This is a genomic window from Stenotrophomonas sp. AC248 (assembly GCF_979258185.1).
Map to the genome: position 1 here is coordinate 3,764,226 of NZ_OZ409840.1, position 15,555 is coordinate 3,779,780.

Below are 15,555 nucleotides of genomic sequence, written 5' to 3' on the forward strand. Positions count from 1 at the left end.
GACGAACGCCGCAGCCGGCAACCATCGAGTGATGAGGAGAGACATCATGAACACCCGCAAGACCCTGCTTTCTGCAGCGATCGTCAGCTGCCTTGCCTTCAGTGCCCACGCGCAGCAGGCCCCGACCGCCACCGACCTGGACACCGTGCAGGTCACCGGTATCCGCGGCTCGATGGAGAAGTCCCTCGATACCAAGCGTGAGGCCAATGCACGCCTGGAAGTGGTCACCGCCGAAGACGTCGGCAAGCTGCCGGCGCACAACGTCGCCGACACCCTGCAGCGCTTGCCCGGCGTCAACATCAGCTCGTCCAGCGCCGACGAAGGCGGCTTCGATGAAGCCGACCGCGTCAGCCTGCGCGGCACCAGCCCCAGCCTCACCCAGACCCTGATCAACGGCCACACGGTCGGCTCGGCCGACTGGTTCGTGCTCAGCCAGGGCAGCAACGTCGGCCGCAGCGTCAGCTACACCCTGCTGCCGTCCGAACTGGTCAGCTCGGTGGAAGTGAACAAGTCCTCGCAGGCCAAACTGCAGGATGGCGGCACCACCGGTACCGTCAACATCATCACCCGCAAGCCGCTGGAGTTCGCCAAGCAGATCACGGCCGAAGCCTCGATCGGCGCGGTGCGTTCGGACCAGGCCAAGTCCAATGATCCGCAGCTGTCGGGTCTGTTCAACTACAAGAACGACGAAGGCACCTTCGGCGTGATGGTGCAGGCCTTCAGCCAGAAGCGCGAGCTGCGCCGTGAGGCACAGGAGATTCCGTCGGGCTTCTTCAAGATCGACCCGAACGGCACCGTCGCCCAGAGCAATCCGGATCTGGCTGGCGTGTACGCGCCCGCACTGCTGGGTTCGACCCTGTTCGAACAGACCCGCGAGCGCAAGGGCGGCCTGGTGTCGCTGCAGTTCAAGCCAGCCGACAACCTGACCCTGGGCCTGGAAGGCTTCACCTCCAAGCTGGAAGCCAACAACTACAACCGCAACTTCATGTTGTGGGGCGGCAAGATCCTCAACGACGACAAGGACGCCAACGGCGTGATCACCCGCCCGGGCCAGGCACCGCTGCCCGGCTACGTGGTCAAGGATGGCGTGCTCACCAACGCGAACTTCGCCGGCGTGGCCGGTACGCCGTACGCGGTGTACGACATGATCTACCGCGAGGCCTCGGCCAAGAGCAGCTACATCACCGCGGACGCGGACTGGCAGATCAGCGACAGCCTGTCGGCCAAGTTCCAGGCCGGCAGCACCAAGGGCACCGGTACCACCCCGCGCCAGTTCATCGCCGAAGTCACCGTGGGTGACGGTGGCGGCGCCAACTGGACCACCCACGGCGCCGGTTCGCCGGTGGACTGGAACGTGGGCGGCAACATCGGTCCCGATGGCGTGACCAGCTTCGGCACCTGGGGCAACCAGGAAGTCACCGCCGAAGACAAGGAAAAGTGGTTCACGGCCGACTTCAGCCAGTACTTCGATACCGGCACGCTGAACTCCATCGACTTCGGCGTGCGCTACGCAGACCACAAGCGTGAAGCCCAGTCGCCGGAAGGCGCCACCCCGGGCGACATCTGGTCGGCGCTGAAGGGCGGTGCCACCGGCAACTTCCCGGGCGGCTTTGCCGGCGGCATCGGCGGCAACTTCCCGCGCAACCTGTGGTACTACACCCCGGGCGCGCTGAAGGATGCCATCCTCAACAACTCCACCTGGCTGGCCGGCAATGATGGCCCGACCGGTCGCCACAACTACGGCGGCGAGTGGAAGGTGGCCGAGAAGAACTTCGCCGGCTACGTGCAGGCCAACTTCAGCGGCGACCGCTGGAGCGGCAACGTCGGCCTGCGCTACGTCAACATCAAGCAGGACATCGACACCTACCAGGCAGTCAGCGATGCGGCCAATGCCGATGTGAGCAGCCTGTTCGGCATGTGGAAGTCGCTGGCGTTCCAGAACAAGCACGACCGCATCCTGCCCAGCGCCAACCTCAAGTTCGATCTGGCCGACGACCTGGTGTTCCGCTTCGCCGCGTCGCAGACCCAGACCCTGCCGGACTTCTCGGCGCTGGGTGCCTCCTCGTGGGGTTCGGACCTGAGCAAGACCGGTGGCGGCGGCAACCCGAACCTGAAGCCGGTGCTGTCCACCAACTTCGACGCCAACCTGGAGTGGTACTTCATGCCGCGCGGCCTGGTGTCCGTCGGTGCCTACTCGATGAACCTGAAGGACTACGTGGCCTTCGGCACGCAGACCCAGATGCTGTACAGCGAACTGACCAACCAGCTGGAGGCCTACCAGGTCGCCGTGCCGGTCAACGCCGACGGCAAGGTCAACGGTCTGGAAGTGGCCTACGAGCAGCCGATCGGCGAGAACTTCGGTGTCAGCGCCAACTACACCTACGCCGATGGCAGCACCTCGCACGTCTGGGACGATGGCAGCAACAACCTGCTGGGTACCTCGAAGAACACCTACAACGTCGGTGCCTACTTCGAAAACGACACCTTTGGTGCCCGCGTCAGCTACACCTACCGTTCCTCGTTCCTGATCGGCCTGAAGGGCGCCAGCCCGTACTACCAGGACGATTTCGGCACCCTGGCACTGTCGCTGAGCTACAAGGCCACCGATTGGATGAGCGTCAGCTTCGATGCGCTGAACCTCAACAACCCGACCCTGAAGTACTACCAGAGTGCGTCGATCCCGAGCGCGTTCTACGAGAACGGCCGCCAGTACTACCTGAACTTCCGCTTCAAGTACTGATCCACGCCACATCCAGCTGCTAGCCTGATCGACGGGCCCGGACCTCCGGGCCCGTTTTTACAGGTGGAACCCGATTCGCTACAAAGGAATGACCCGATGCACACCCGCACCCGTCGTACCTCGCTGTCGCTGCTGTCTTTCGCACTGGCCCTGTCCCTGGCACCGCTCGCGCACGCCACCGATGCACAGGCGCCCGATGGCCCGCGGGCCCGGCCCGATGCGCTGTCGTTGATCCCCGCACCGGCCCACGTGGAACGCCTCGATGGCGCGCCCTTCAAGGTGGAAGCCAGCACCCCGGTGTGGGCGCGCGGCGACGCGGCCACGCGCGTGGCCCGCCAGTTCAGCACGCTGTTGCACAACAGCGGCGGCCCCACCCTGCAGGTCAAGAACGGGAACGGCAAGAACGGCGTCAACTTCGTGCTCAACACCGCGCTGAAGACCGGCGCCGAAGGCTACCAGCTGCGCTCCAACGGCGATGGCGTGACCGTTGGCGCGGCTACCGAAGCCGGCCTGTTCTACGGGGCGGCGACGTTGTCGCAACTGTTCACCAGCAACACCGACGGTGCCCTGCCGGCACTGCGCATCGACGATGCCCCGCGTTTCAGCTGGCGCGGCCTGATGCTCGATTCTGCCCGCCACTTCCAGAGCCTGGACGAGATCAAGCGCGTGCTCGACGCGATGGCCGAACAGAAGCTCAACACTTTCCATTGGCATCTCACCGATGACCAGGGCTGGCGCATGGAGATCAAGCGCTACCCGAAGCTGACCGCGGTCGGCAGCTGCCGCATCCCGGCCGGCGATGGTGGCCGCGACCCCGCCACCGGCGCCGAGCGTCCGTACTGCGGGTTCTACACCCAGGACCAGATCCGCGAGGTGATCGCCTATGCGGCCGCGCGCCATATCCAGGTGATCCCCGAGATCGACGTCCCCGGCCACGCCACCGCGGCGATCGCCGCATATCCGGAACTGGGCACGCTGGATACGCCGCTCAAGCCGTTGAGCGAATGGGGCGTGTTCCCGAACCTGTTCAACACCGAAGAAACCACGTTCACCTTCCTGGAAAACGTGCTGGAAGAAGTCATCGCGCTGTTCCCGTCCAAGTACGTGCACGTGGGCGGCGACGAGGCGGTCAAGGACCAGTGGGAAGCCTCGGCACGCGTACAGGCCCGCATGCGCGACGTGGGCGCAGGCAATGAAATGGAAATGCAGAGTCACCTGATCAAGCGCCTGGAGACCTTCCTGGAGCAGCATGACCGCCGCCTGATCGGGTGGGATGAGATCCTCGAGGGCGGCCTGCCGCCGGAAGCCACGGTGATGTCGTGGCGCGGCACCGAAGGCGGCCTGAAGGCGGCCAGCGAAGGCCACGACGTGGTGATGTCGCCGGTCACCGACATGTACATGGACTACCTGCAGACGACCTCGGACAACGAACCGCCGGGGCGCCCGCTGGTCACCTCGCTGGCGCGCGTGTATGGCTTCGAGCCGGTGCCCGATGCGCTGCCCAAGGACAAGCAGCAGCACATCCTCGGGCTGCAGGCCAACATGTTCACCGAACACACGCGCACCTACGCGCGCCTGCAGCACAACCTGTTCCCGCGCCTGGCCGCAGTGGCCGAGACCGGCTGGTCGCCGCGCGAACGCCGCGACTACGCCGACTTCCTGGCGCGCCTGCCCAACCAGCTGCAGCGCTGGCAGGCGATGGGCATTGCGTATGCACAGACCCCGTTCCAGGTGGAGCAGGACAGCCGCGACGACCGCAAGGCCGGCACCGCGACGCTGGCGCTGAGCACGCCGCTGGGCTACGAGATCCACTACAGCGTGGATGGCAGCCCGGTCACCGCGCAGTCGCCGCGCTACACCGCGCCGCTGACCCAGCCGTTGCCGATCGCGCTGCAGGCCGCCACGTTCTTCAACGGCAAGGCGTTGGCCAATGCCGCCAGCCGCTTCGATATCACGGCCACGTCGTTGCTCACCCGCAACGATCAGCAGCTGGCGATGTGCCCGGGCGAAGGCAAGCTGCTGCTGCGGCTGGAAGACGACGGCCCGGCCGACGGCGAACGCGCCATCTTCAACGTCAACATTTTCAACCCGTGCTGGTTGTGGAAGGACGCCGACGTGGACGGCATCGCCAGGCTGCGTGTGCGGGCCGGGCAGATCCCGTATTACTTCCAGCTGGCCCACGACGAACCGGCGCGGAAATTCAGCCCGGCGCGTGGCGCGCATGGCGAAATGGACGTGCTCAACGGCACCTGCGACGGCACGCCGCTGGTGAGCGTGCCACTGCCGGCCACGCCGGGCGCCGATGGCTTCATCACGCTGGAGGCGGCGCTGCCGCGGTCGTTGAAGGGCACCCAGGATTTGTGCGTGCGCTTCACCGGCGACACCCGCCCGACCATGTGGGTGGTGGATGAGGTGACGTTGCAGCCGCGTTGATCGGGGCGCGTACCCACCAACGGTGGGTACCTACCGGTAATTCGGCAGGTGACGACCGTGGGTCGTCACCGCGTGGACCCGGCACCCGCCGCGTCCCTCGGTAGTGCCGGCCGCTGGCCGGCTCCTCATGACCCCACCGCGTCGGGTTGCCGGCCAGCGGCCGGCACTACCGGGTGCGCGCTCTGGAGGCCCTCGGTTCGTTCGCGCCGAAGACAGCACCCGTTGCGCCACCGACACCCGCCGAACCTGCACTATCGGTAGATGACGACCGTTGGTCGTCACGACCTGTCACCCCCGCAAACGCAGCAACAGGTCGCGCAACGGGGTGAAGGTGAGGCACAGGCCGGCAACGACACCGATGCTGTTGGCCAGCACGTCCATCGGGTCGGCCATGCGGGTGGCGGTCAGGGCGCCCTGGGCGAACTCGATGCCGATGCCCAGGCCGACCAGGCCCACGCCCGCCCATGCCAGCGCGGCGCGCGTGCGGTAGATCTGCACCGCCGAGCCGGCCAGCACGAAGTACGCCAGGAAATGCTCGACCTTGTCGCTGTTGTCCGGCAGCGCCATCGGCGGCAGCCGGACCAGGCAGACGGCGATGGTGGCGGCAATGGCCATCCACCACAGCGCCAGCCAGAACCGCGCAAACCGCAGCGGCTTCAACAGTCCCGTGGCACTCATGTCAGAGGCGCCAAGTCAGATCGCCCAGCGTGAAGGCAGGCTCGAAATCGACGTCGCGCTGGAAGCCCATCACCTGGAAGCGCTCGCCCATGGCGGTGGGCAGGGTGAGTTTCTTGACCTGGTCGCGCAGGCGCACCTTGCCGAATTCATCGGTACGCGCGTCAGCCTTGGCCAACAACGCATCCAGGCCGTTGCCCAGCAGGAAGTTGGCCTGCGTGCAGTACCCGGCCAGCTCGAAGCCGGCCCCGGTGCCGGCTTCGGCCAACGCGGTGAAGTCCACCGAGGCGGTCAGGTCCTGCAGGCCCGGCCAGCGGTACAGGTCGTTGTGCACCTGGTGGCGGTAGAACGCGCGCACCGTGCCGTCGTCGCGCTCATCCTGGTAGTACTCGCCACGCGGGTAGCCGTAGTCGACGAACAGCATCGCGCCACGCTGCATGCCACCGGCCACGGCCTGGATCCAGTACGGCAGCTGCGGCAGCAGCTCGGACCGGTAGCCATCGGCGAACGGCTTTTCGCGGTAATGCTCGATATGCCGCACCGCCGCGCTCAGCATGGCGTCGGCCGGCTGCGCGCCGCGCATGAAGGCGCCGTCGGCATCCAGCTCGACGGTTTCCTCGAAGACCATGCCGTCGCGGGCCAGGAAGCGCGGTGTGGGCAGCGCGTCGATCACTTCGTTGGCGAACACCATGCCATCCCAGTCGTCATCGAACGGGCCGTCCAGCCATTCCACCAGTGCGAACAGCGGCGGCACCAGCGTTTTTTCCAGACGCTCGCGCTGGCGCTCGCGCAGGTCCGCGCTGGGTTCCAGGATCGCGTAGCGGTCGGGCAGCGCGTCCAGCTCGAGCATGCGCTTGAGCAGCACCTCGGCAAACGCGCCGCTGCCGCCGCCCAACTCCATGAAACGCGCCTGCGGCCCCAGCTGCTGCATCACCGGCGCGATCGCGTTGGCCAGGGTGGCGGCGAACAACGGGCCCAGTTCGGGCGCGGTGGTGAAGTCGCCGGATTGACCGAACTTGCTGGCGCCGGCGCTGTAGTACCCCAGCCCCGGCGTGTACAGGCTCAGCTCCATGAATCGGGCGAACGGCATGGCGCCGCCGTTGGCCAGGATTTCAGCACGCAGTGCCGCGGCCAGCTGATCGCTGTGGGCCAGGGCGTCGGTATCGGGGGTCGGCAGTGGGGAATGCATGGTGCAGGCGATTGCGGTGACAATGCACAGCATAGCCGAGCCCGGAGTTACCCCCGATGACCGATACCGCCCCCGTCGTGCTGATCACTGGCAGCGCACGCCGGATCGGCGCGGCGATCGCCCGCCAGTTCCACGCCTGCGGCTGGTCGGTGGTGCTGCACGCGCATACCTCCACCGCCGAACTGCAGCAGATGGCCTTCGACCTGGACATGCTGCGCCCGGGCAGCGTGCTGGCCCTGCAGGCCGACCTGCGCGACGCCGACACCCTGCCCGACCTGGTCGAACAGACCGTGGCCCAGTTCGGGCGGTTGGACGCGCTGGTCAACAACGCCTCCAACTTCTACCCCACCCTGCTGGGTCAGATCACCGCCGACCACTGGGACGACCTGTTCGCGGTCAACGCCCGCGCGCCGCTGCTGCTGGCGCAGGCCGCCGCCCCGCAGCTGCGCCGGCACCAGGGCTGCATCGTCAACCTGACCGACCTGCATGGGACCCAGCCGATGCGCGACCACCCGGTGTACAGCGCGGCCAAGGCGGCGCTGGAAATGGTCACCCGGTCACTGGCGCTGGAACTGGCCCCCAAGGTGCGGGTGAACGCGGTGGCCCCCGGCGCGATCCTGTGGCCCGAGCAGGGCAAGGACGATTACGCGCAGCAGGCCCTGCTGCTGCGCACGCCGCTGGCGCGTACCGGCACCGTGGAAGAGATCGCCGAGGCGGTGTACTGGCTGGTGACCGACGCACCGTTCATCACCGGGCATACGCTGCGCGTGGATGGCGGGCGGACGTTGTCGTAAGGGCTTGGGCCGCACCCTCGCGCCCCGCTCGACGGTAGTGCCGGCCGCTGGCCGGCTCTGCATGGAACCTGCATCGCGGGTTGCCGGCCAGCGGCCGGCACTACCGGGTACGGTGGGCATCGCGGGTTGCCGGCCAGCGGCCGGCATCCGCGCTACATCGCTTACCCCGGCAACAGGTCCATCGTCTCGAACGCGTCGCCGTGCTGGCGGTGCGCGCGCCACAGCGTGGCCAGGTCCAGCCCGCTGACCGGGTCGATGAACGTCGGCGCGATGTCGGCCAGCGGCTTCAGCACGAAGGCGTGCTTGAGCTCGGGGCGTGGGATGCGCAGGTGGCCGGGGCCTTCCACGATCAGGTCGCCGTAGAACACCACGTCCAGGTCCAGGGTCCGGTCGGAGAAGCGCGGGCCGCTGCGATCGCGGCCGTGCGCGTCTTCCAGCGCATGCAGCCAGGCATCCAGCGCGTCCAGCGGCAGGTCGGTCTCGATGGCCACCGCATTGTTGAGGAAATCCGGGCCGTCAAAACCGACGGCGGCGGTCCGGTAGGCTGGAGAGACCGCAACGGCGCCGAAGCGCGCGCGCAGGGCCTCCACCGCGGCGTGAAGGTGCTGTTGCGGCTGCAGGTTGCTGCCCAGGCTCAGGAGCACAGTGGTCATGGTATTCAGCATGCGTGGGGCGAATCCACACCGGGCCAACAGGGCCAGCGCATAGAATCGGGGTGCACATCATAGGACACCGACATGACCTATTGCGTCGGCATCGAGGTGGACGAAGGCCTGGTCTTCGCCGCCGACACCCGTACCAACGCGTCGCTGGACGACGTGCGGGTGCATCGCAAGCTGCACGAGTTCGAGTTCCCGGGCCAGGCCGCCTTCGTGATCATGGCCGCCGGCAACCTGGCTACCACCCAGCTGCTGATCTCACGGCTGCGGCGCGACGTGGAGGAACAGCGCGAGCAGAACCTGTGCGCCTACCGGCACCTGTTCGAGGTGGCCGAGTACGTGGGCCGCATCCTGGTCGACAGCCAGGTCAAATCCAGCACGCCCGAGCACGGCCACGACGGCATCAATACGCAGGCCACGCTGATCCTGGGGGGACAGGTGGGCGGCGAACAGCCCGGCATGTACATGATCTACCCGCTGGGCAACGCCATCGCCGCCTCGCCGGAAACCCCGTTCCTGCAGATCGGCGAATCCAAGTACGGCAAGCCGATCCTGGACCGCATCATCCGTCCGCAGACGCGCCTGGAAGACGCGGCGCGCACCGCGATCGTGTCGCTGGATTCCACCATCCGCTCCAACCTGTCGGTCGGCCTGCCGGTGGACCTGGTACTGATCCGCACGGGCGACCTGCGCATCAGCCAGCGCATGCGCCTGGCCGGCGATTCGCCGCTGTACGCCGAAATCCACGGGAGTTGGTCGCACAAACTGGAACAGGCCGTGGCCAGCCTGCCGGGATTCCCCTGGGAAGGGCGATGACCGCGCGCCCGGCGCGACCACCAACGGTGGTCGCCTACCGGGTGATCGCCTACCGGGTGGACGCGGTCGGGGTCGATGCGGTTCCGGTCAATGCAATCCGGGGGCGACGCGAACCCGGTCAATGAACCCGGTTAGGTGCCGACCGTTGGTCGGCACACGCGCGGCACACGGCACGCCCGGCTACGCCGTCTCCAACGCCTCGGCGACCGAGCGGAACACCTGCTGCATCTCCAACGGCTTGCGCAGCACGTGCACGTTGATGATCGGCGGGAACACCGCCAGCGGCACGGTGACGTCGGCCTCTTCCAGCACCAGCGCCGGACCGCGGTAGCCCAGCGCGGCCATCTCGCCCAGCAGATGGCTGGCCGACAGCAGTTTGGAGCCCGCGTCGGCAATCACCAGCGCCGGCATCGCCTCCTGCTGCATCCAGCGCAGCGCCGCGGCGCCGTCCGATGCCAGCTGCAGGTGGTAGCCCTGGCTGGACAGTGCATTGCCCAGCAGCGACAGACGCGTGGCTTCGCCATCCACCACCAGGATGGTCTGGCCCGCACCGGCGGCGATCGGCGCGTCGACCGCTTCGCCCTCGGCCGGCACTTCACGCATCGGCAGCAGCAGGTCGAAGCGCGTTCCCACACCGGGCGTGCTGTCCACATGGATGCTGCCGTTGGCACCTTCCACGATCCGCTTGCACGAAATCAGGCCCAGGCCGGTACCGTTGGCCTTGGTGGTAAAGAACGGATTGAACAGGTGCGACAAGGTCTCGGCATCCATGCCGGTGCCTTCGTCGGTCACCGAAATGCGCAACCACTCCTCGCCCTGCCCGCCCGCATCGGCCGACGCGCGCAGGGTCAGGCGACCGCCGTTCGGCATCGCCTGGATCCCATTCAACGCAAGGTTCAACAGCACCTGCTGCAGTTCGGTGTAGTTGGCGTCCACGCCAAGGCCGTCGTCGGCCACATCCAGGTGCAGGCTGACCTTGTTGGGCAGGTTGCTGCGCAACAGCAGCTCCACGGCCTCGAACAGGTGCGCGATGCAGATGTGCTCGCTCGGCTTGCGCGAACCGCGCACGAACGACAGCATCGATTCGGCCATCTCGTGCCCGCGCCGGCCGCACTCGGCGATGATGTCGGCCAGGTGATGCAGCTGCGGGTCGTCGCTGCGCGCCTTGAGCAGGTCCGGCATGATCAACAGCGGCTGCAGGATGTTGCGCAGGTCGTGGCTGAGCCCGGCCGCCAGCAGCGACAGGCTTTCCAGTCGCTGCGCGCGCATCAGTTCGGCTTCCACCCGCTGGCGGTCCATCGTGCTGCGCGACTCGCGCACCGCACGTGCCACCGCCGACGGCAGACGCGCCGGCTGGTGCTTGATGATGTAATCGTTGGCGCCCTGGTGCAGCGCGGCCACCGCGTTTTCCTCGCCCATCGTGCCGGACACGAAGATGAACGGCACATCGGGATGCCACGCACGCACGATTTCCAGCGCCTGGTTGCCGGAAAAGCCCGGCATGCTCAGGTCCGACAGCACGATATCCGGCGAGAAGCGGGTCAGCGCGTCGCGTAATTCGCGCGCGCTCTCCACCCGCTCGAAGCTCGCTTCAAGCCCCGCATCGAGCATCTGCTCGCACATCAGTTCGGCGTCCTCCGGGGAATCTTCCACCAGCAGGACGCGCAACATACCCAGGGAGGGGCCAGTCAGCGGCATGGGTTATTCGACTTCCGGCGCCTGGTTGATCACGGCCCAGAACTTGCCCAGGGTCTGCACGGCACCGAAGAACTGGTCCACGTCCACCGGCTTGACCACGTACGCGTTCACGCCCATGTCCCAGCTGCGGGCCAGGTCGCTTTCTTCGCGCGAGGACGACAGGATCACCACCGGCAGGCGCTTGAGCTCGTCGGTGTTGCGGATTTCCTTGAGGACCTCCAGGCCGTCCATGCGCGGCATCTTGATGTCCAGCAGCAGGACGGCCGGCAGGCCTTCCTCGCGGTTGGCATAGGCGCCACGGCGCAACAGGTAGTCCATCGCTTCCACGCCGTCTTCGACATGCACGATGGGGTTGGCCAGGCGGGCCTCTTTCAGGGCGTCGACGGCCATCTCGGCGTCGGCAGGGCTGTCCTCGGCGAGGAGGATGGTGCGGAGAGCGGTCATGCGGCGGAGCCTTTGTTGATTGCGTCGAGCGCAGGAGGAAGCAGGAAGTGGAAGGAGGCGCCCTGGTCGACGGCCGACTCGGCCCAGATGCGGCCGCCGTGGCGGGTCAACACGCGGCGCACACTGGCCAGGCCAATGCCGGTGCCGGGGTATTCACTGGCCTTGTGCAGGCGCTGGAACACGCCGAACAGTTTGGCGGCGTAGGCCATGTCGAAACCGGCGCCGTTGTCGCGCACCGTGAACAGGTGGCCGCCGTCGGGTTGTTGCTGGTACTCCACCTCGATCCGGGCCGGATCGCGGGTGGAGGAGTATTTGATGGCGTTGCCAAGCAGGTTCAACCACACCTGGCGCATCATGTTTTCGTCGGAGACCAGGATCGGCAGCGGCGCGATCTTCCACTCGATGTGGCGCGCCACGCCGGTCTCTTCGGCCTCGCTCTGTACGTTGGCGTCCAGCATCGCGCGGGTGTCGGCCACCAGCGACTGCATGTCCACCGCCTGCATGCGCATCGCCGCGCGGCCCAGCCGCGAGTAGACCAGCAGGTCGTCGATCAGCGCTGCCATGCGCCGCGCCGAATTGGAAATGACGCCCAGGTAGTGCAGCGACTTTTCGTCGGCCTCGTCGCCCAGGTGGCGCGCAAGCTTGTCCGAGAAGCCGCCGATGTGACGCAACGGGGCGCGCAGGTCGTGCGAGACCGAGTAGCTGAAGGCTTCCAGCTCGCGGTTCACTTCGGACACCTGCTCGACCTTGCCTTCCAGCTGACGGTTCAGTTCTTCCACGCGCTGCTGCACGGCGCGCTGCACGGTGACGTCGCTGACCGTCATCAGCACCACTTCATCGTCCTTGTCGGGCAAGGGCATGCGGCGGGCGTTGATCAACATGGTGCGCACCTGGTCGTCGGCGGTGCGCTGTTCGTGTTCGTAGTCCCACAGTTCGCGGCCGCGCAGCAGCACGTCGGTCAAGCGCTGGCGCACCACCGCATCGCTCCACGCGCCTGCACCGATGCTGTCCAGTGGCCGCACTTCGCTGCCGTCCTCTTCCAGGCCGTAGAGCTCGGCGAAGGCCGGGTTGTGCAGCTGCACCTTCAGTTCGCGGTCCAGCAGCACGATCGGTTCGCGCACGGTGTGCAGCACCGAGGCCGCACGCGCGGCCGAACGCTGCGAGGCGCGCTCGGCGGCGGCACGATGGCCGGCCTGGCGATACAGCAGCCACAGCACCAGGGCGAGCAGGGCCAGCTGCACGGCCAGGGCGGTCCATGAGACGAACTCGCCTTGGCGCTGCTGCTTCTGGAACGTTGCAGTGCGCTGCGCCAGCAGCTTCTCTTCGCTGGCCTGCAGTTCTTCGATCAGGTTGCGGATCGGGTAGCGCGTGGTCAGGTCCTGGACCAGTTCGCGCTGGTCGGAGTTGGGCGAGGCCTTGGCCAACTGCCTGGCCACTTCCATGCGCCGCTCGACCATCGACTGGATGCGGCCGATGCGCACCAGCTGTTCGGGATTGTCGCGGGTCAGTTCGGCCAGCGTCTGCAGGCGCAGCGGGATGTCCTTGGACTGGCCCAGGCGCTCACGCAGGCCCGGGGCATCGATGCCTTTGGACATCGTCAGCGCGGCCGATTCCACATCGCGCACGTCGGCCTGCAGCTGGTACACCGCCACACCGACGTCCTGGGTATGGGTGACCCAGCGCATGGCCTGGACATTGTCGTCGGACAGTTTTCGCAGGGTGACCCACGGCACCACGATGATCGCCGCCGCGGCCAAGGCCAACGCCGGTAAACGCCACCGATCCCAGATTTCATCACTGAAAGCCAGCGCCATAGTTCCTCTTCACCGTGCGATGCCGTTGCCGGCGGTGCCCTGTCGCGGCCGCCTCGGCTTCCCTGGCACGCCGTCGCGGGCGAAGCCGTCAATATACCGCAGCGCATTGTGAATAGGATGCGCCCTTTTTTCTGAACAATTAAGCGAACGCTGTTCGTGCACAGCCGCCGACAAAAAAGGGCTCTTTGCCCACGACGCTACGCGGGTGGGCGGGTGTGTTCAGATCGGCTGGCTTCTCCGATCCGGGCCGGTCGCGAGCGTGAGGGCCCCGTAGCAGCCGGTAGGCCCCTGGTGCAAATGTCCCCCGGCTGCGGGGCGGCCTCCTCCTTTATTTTGCCCAGGAGCCAACCGGCTGCTACGGGGCCTCGGCTTGCGGTAAGCAGGGGAAGCAAGGCTTTTCTGGCGCTGTCGGTGGGTCGGGCGCTGGGGCCCCATGCCCTTGGAGGCGAAATAAAGGAGGAGGCGGCGGCCGCAGGCCGACGCCGGGGGACATTCGCCGGAAAGGGCATGGGGCCCCAGCGCCCGACCCGCCGACGGCGGCGCCTTAAAAGCGTCAAAGCACGGTTCTGTCTACCCGCAGATGGAAGTAAAAAAAAGCGCGCCCGAAGGCGCGCCCTGTTGCTTGCAACAGCTGCTGGAATCAGCGCTTGGCAGCGGCGGCAGCGACCTTCAGACCGCTGGCATCGACGCTCTTGACACCCTTGATGCCCTTGGTCACGCGCAGTGCCTTGTCATGCTCGGCCTGGCTGGCCACGGTGCCGGTCAGGGTGACGACGCCGTTGACGGTCTCCACCTTGACTTCGGTACCCGGCACATTCTTGCTGGTGAGCAGGTCGGTCTTGACCTTGGTGGTGATCCAGCTGTCCGTCACCGGCTCGGCCGAATCATGCGTATCGGCATGGGTCATGGCGGCATGATCGGTGGTCTTCGGCGGGTCCTTGGCCATGGCCGACGACGTGCCCAGCACCATGCCGAGGGCCAGCGAAGCAGCAAGCAGATTACGGGTCGTGTTGGTCATGTTCGGTGTCTCCTTGGGTGTGCTGGCCAGTCTCCCTGCCGGGCCGTGTGCAGTACGTGGGCAAGACATAACGCCGCCGTGAACCGCTCAGGTTGATGCACAACCGTTCATGGTTCCGCACTGCAACAACCCGCGCTACGCTGTGCAGCCCGCATGCCTGGAGTCCCCGTCATGACCACGCCCCTGCAGGTTGGATTGATCGGCTACGGGCTGGCCGGCAGCGTCTTCCACGCGCCGCTGATCCAGCACACCCCGGGCTTGGCGTTGCACAGCATCGCCAGTTCGCAGCGCGATCGACTGCTGCGCAGCTTCACCGACGTACGCATCTGCGACCACCCCGCCGAACTGTTCGCCGATCCCGCGCTGGACGCGGTGGTCATCGCCACGCCCAACGCCGAACACGCACCGCTGGCAATCGCCGCGCTGCAGGCCGGCAAGCACGTGTTGGTGGACAAGCCGTTCGCGCTGGACCTGGCCGAGGCCGACGCCGTGGTGCGCGCCGCGCAGGCGGCCGAGCGCGTGGTCACCGTGTTCCAGAACCGCCGCTTCGATGCCGATTTCCTCACCCTGCAGCAGCTGCTGGCCGATGGCGTGCTGGGCGAGGTGGCCGAGTGCCACTCGCACTTCGACCGCTACCGCCCGCAGGTGCGCGACCGCTGGCGCGAAAGCGATGCGCCCGGGGCCGGGTTGTGGATGGACCTGGGCCCGCACCTGCTTGACCAGATGCTGCAGCTGTTCGGCTGGCCGCAGGCGATCAGCGCCGACCTGATGGCGCAACGCGACGGTGCGCGCAGCGACGACTATTTCCATGCGGTACTGCATTACCCGCGGCACCGGGCCATCGTGCATGCCGGCTCGCTGGTGGCCGCCGCCCGCCCGCGCTTTGCCGTGCACGGCAGCCGGGGCAGTTACCTCAAGCAGGGCCGCGACGTGCAGGAAGACCAGTTGCGCGAGGGCATCGCCCCGGGCGCGCCGGGTTGGGGCCTGGACCCGGTGCATGGCCAGCATGTCACCGTGGATGCTGCGGGCCACGAACACCCGGCCAGCGTGGACAACGCCCTGGGCGACTATCGGCGCCTGTATGCGGCGTTCCGCGATACGATGCAGGGTACGGGCGCGCCCACGGTGAGCGCGGCCGAAGCGTTGCAGCTGATGCGGCTGCTGGAGGCCGGCACGGAGAGTGCGCGCAGCGGGCGACGGGTGGATCTGGGTTAGCGTCCCGCCGCCCTGCGCGCGTTGGCGCAGGGTGGTGGGTTGGCGGGTTGGCGGGGAGCC

The 15,555-nt window shown here is 67.2% G+C and carries 12 protein-coding genes; 5 read left to right on the forward strand and 7 right to left on the reverse strand.

The window, feature by feature from the left end; genetic code table 11:
* Positions 1-46: 46 nt before the first annotated feature.
* Both ACZ0AE_RS16940 and ACZ0AE_RS16945 read left to right on the forward strand, forming a co-directional pair.
* Complete coding sequence (locus ACZ0AE_RS16940; RefSeq protein ID WP_463601689.1) at positions 47-2,740, forward strand: TonB-dependent receptor; 2,694 nt, start codon at positions 47-49, stop codon at positions 2,738-2,740.
* A gap of 96 nt (positions 2,741-2,836) precedes the next feature.
* Positions 2,837-5,173 carry a family 20 glycosylhydrolase gene (locus ACZ0AE_RS16945; RefSeq protein WP_463601690.1) on the forward strand — a complete coding sequence of 779 codons (2,337 nt, stop codon included), beginning with the start codon at positions 2,837-2,839 and terminating at the stop codon, positions 5,171-5,173.
* 288 nt (positions 5,174-5,461) lie between these two features.
* Here the strand turns inward: ACZ0AE_RS16945 and ACZ0AE_RS16950 are convergent, their stop codons facing one another.
* Positions 5,462-5,851 carry a VanZ family protein gene (locus tag ACZ0AE_RS16950; protein WP_463601691.1) on the reverse strand — a complete coding sequence of 130 codons (390 nt, stop codon included), beginning with the start codon at positions 5,849-5,851 and terminating at the stop codon, positions 5,462-5,464.
* 1 nt (position 5,852) lies between these two features.
* A complete protein-coding gene (locus tag ACZ0AE_RS16955; RefSeq protein ID WP_038691815.1) occupies positions 5,853-7,037 on the reverse strand; it encodes a class I SAM-dependent methyltransferase in 1,185 nt (394 codons plus the stop codon).
* Positions 7,038-7,093: 56 nt separating this feature from the next.
* Here ACZ0AE_RS16955 and ACZ0AE_RS16960 point away from each other — a divergent pair, with 56 nt between their 5' ends.
* Entirely contained in the window at positions 7,094-7,831 is a 738-nt protein-coding gene (locus tag ACZ0AE_RS16960; protein ID WP_448134426.1) for a pteridine reductase, read from the forward strand.
* 161 nt (positions 7,832-7,992) lie between these two features.
* Here the strand turns inward: ACZ0AE_RS16960 and folK are convergent, their stop codons facing one another.
* Positions 7,993-8,484, reverse strand: coding sequence for a 2-amino-4-hydroxy-6-hydroxymethyldihydropteridine diphosphokinase (folK, locus tag ACZ0AE_RS16965; protein ID WP_137190379.1), 492 nt, complete (start codon positions 8,482-8,484; stop codon positions 7,993-7,995).
* Between the two features lie 84 nt (positions 8,485-8,568).
* Between folK and ACZ0AE_RS16970 the strand changes: the two genes are divergently transcribed.
* Entirely contained in the window at positions 8,569-9,306 is a 738-nt protein-coding gene (locus tag ACZ0AE_RS16970) for a proteasome-type protease (protein WP_038686223.1), read from the forward strand.
* Positions 9,307-9,486: 180 nt separating this feature from the next.
* Here the strand turns inward: ACZ0AE_RS16970 and ACZ0AE_RS16975 are convergent, their stop codons facing one another.
* The 4 genes from ACZ0AE_RS16975 to ACZ0AE_RS16990 all read right to left on the reverse strand — a co-directional run bounded on the left by ACZ0AE_RS16975 (position 9,487) and on the right by ACZ0AE_RS16990 (position 14,280).
* Positions 9,487-11,004, reverse strand: a complete 1,518-nt coding sequence (locus tag ACZ0AE_RS16975) for an ATP-binding response regulator (RefSeq protein WP_038686221.1) — start codon at positions 11,002-11,004, stop codon at positions 9,487-9,489.
* Between the two features lie 3 nt (positions 11,005-11,007).
* Entirely contained in the window at positions 11,008-11,448 is a 441-nt protein-coding gene (locus ACZ0AE_RS16980; RefSeq protein WP_038686220.1) for a response regulator, read from the reverse strand.
* Entirely contained in the window at positions 11,445-13,262 is a 1,818-nt protein-coding gene (locus ACZ0AE_RS16985) for a sensor histidine kinase (protein ID WP_463601692.1), read from the reverse strand. Before ACZ0AE_RS16985 ends, ACZ0AE_RS16980 begins: the two co-directional genes overlap by 4 nt.
* Positions 13,263-13,902: 640 nt before the next feature.
* On the reverse strand, positions 13,903-14,280 hold the full coding sequence (locus tag ACZ0AE_RS16990) for a BON domain-containing protein (RefSeq protein ID WP_038686217.1): 378 nt from the start codon (positions 14,278-14,280) through the stop codon (positions 13,903-13,905).
* 171 nt (positions 14,281-14,451) lie between these two features.
* Between ACZ0AE_RS16990 and ACZ0AE_RS16995 the strand changes: the two genes are divergently transcribed.
* A complete protein-coding gene (locus ACZ0AE_RS16995) occupies positions 14,452-15,495 on the forward strand; it encodes an oxidoreductase (protein ID WP_463601693.1) in 1,044 nt (347 codons plus the stop codon).
* Positions 15,496-15,555: the final 60 nt, after the last annotated feature.

Bases quoted from the DNA above. Each gene is read 5' to 3' on its own strand.
- ACZ0AE_RS16940 (WP_463601689.1), top strand. From the start codon at position 47: ATGAACACCCGCAAGACCCTGCTTTCTGCAGCGATCGTCAGCTGCCTT.
- ACZ0AE_RS16945 (WP_463601690.1), top strand. From the start codon at position 2,837: ATGCACACCCGCACCCGTCGTACCTCGCTGTCGCTGCTGTCTTTCGCA.
- ACZ0AE_RS16950 (WP_463601691.1), bottom strand. From the start codon at position 5,851: ATGAGTGCCACGGGACTGTTGAAGCCGCTGCGGTTTGCGCGGTTCTGG.
- ACZ0AE_RS16955 (WP_038691815.1), bottom strand. From the start codon at position 7,037: ATGCATTCCCCACTGCCGACCCCCGATACCGACGCCCTGGCCCACAGC.
- ACZ0AE_RS16960 (WP_448134426.1), top strand. From the start codon at position 7,094: ATGACCGATACCGCCCCCGTCGTGCTGATCACTGGCAGCGCACGCCGG.
- folK (WP_137190379.1), bottom strand. From the start codon at position 8,484: ATGACCACTGTGCTCCTGAGCCTGGGCAGCAACCTGCAGCCGCAACAG.
- ACZ0AE_RS16970 (WP_038686223.1), top strand. From the start codon at position 8,569: ATGACCTATTGCGTCGGCATCGAGGTGGACGAAGGCCTGGTCTTCGCC.
- ACZ0AE_RS16975 (WP_038686221.1), bottom strand. From the start codon at position 11,004: ATGCCGCTGACTGGCCCCTCCCTGGGTATGTTGCGCGTCCTGCTGGTG.
- ACZ0AE_RS16980 (WP_038686220.1), bottom strand. From the start codon at position 11,448: ATGACCGCTCTCCGCACCATCCTCCTCGCCGAGGACAGCCCTGCCGAC.
- ACZ0AE_RS16985 (WP_463601692.1), bottom strand. From the start codon at position 13,262: ATGGCGCTGGCTTTCAGTGATGAAATCTGGGATCGGTGGCGTTTACCG.
- ACZ0AE_RS16990 (WP_038686217.1), bottom strand. From the start codon at position 14,280: ATGACCAACACGACCCGTAATCTGCTTGCTGCTTCGCTGGCCCTCGGC.
- ACZ0AE_RS16995 (WP_463601693.1), top strand. From the start codon at position 14,452: ATGACCACGCCCCTGCAGGTTGGATTGATCGGCTACGGGCTGGCCGGC.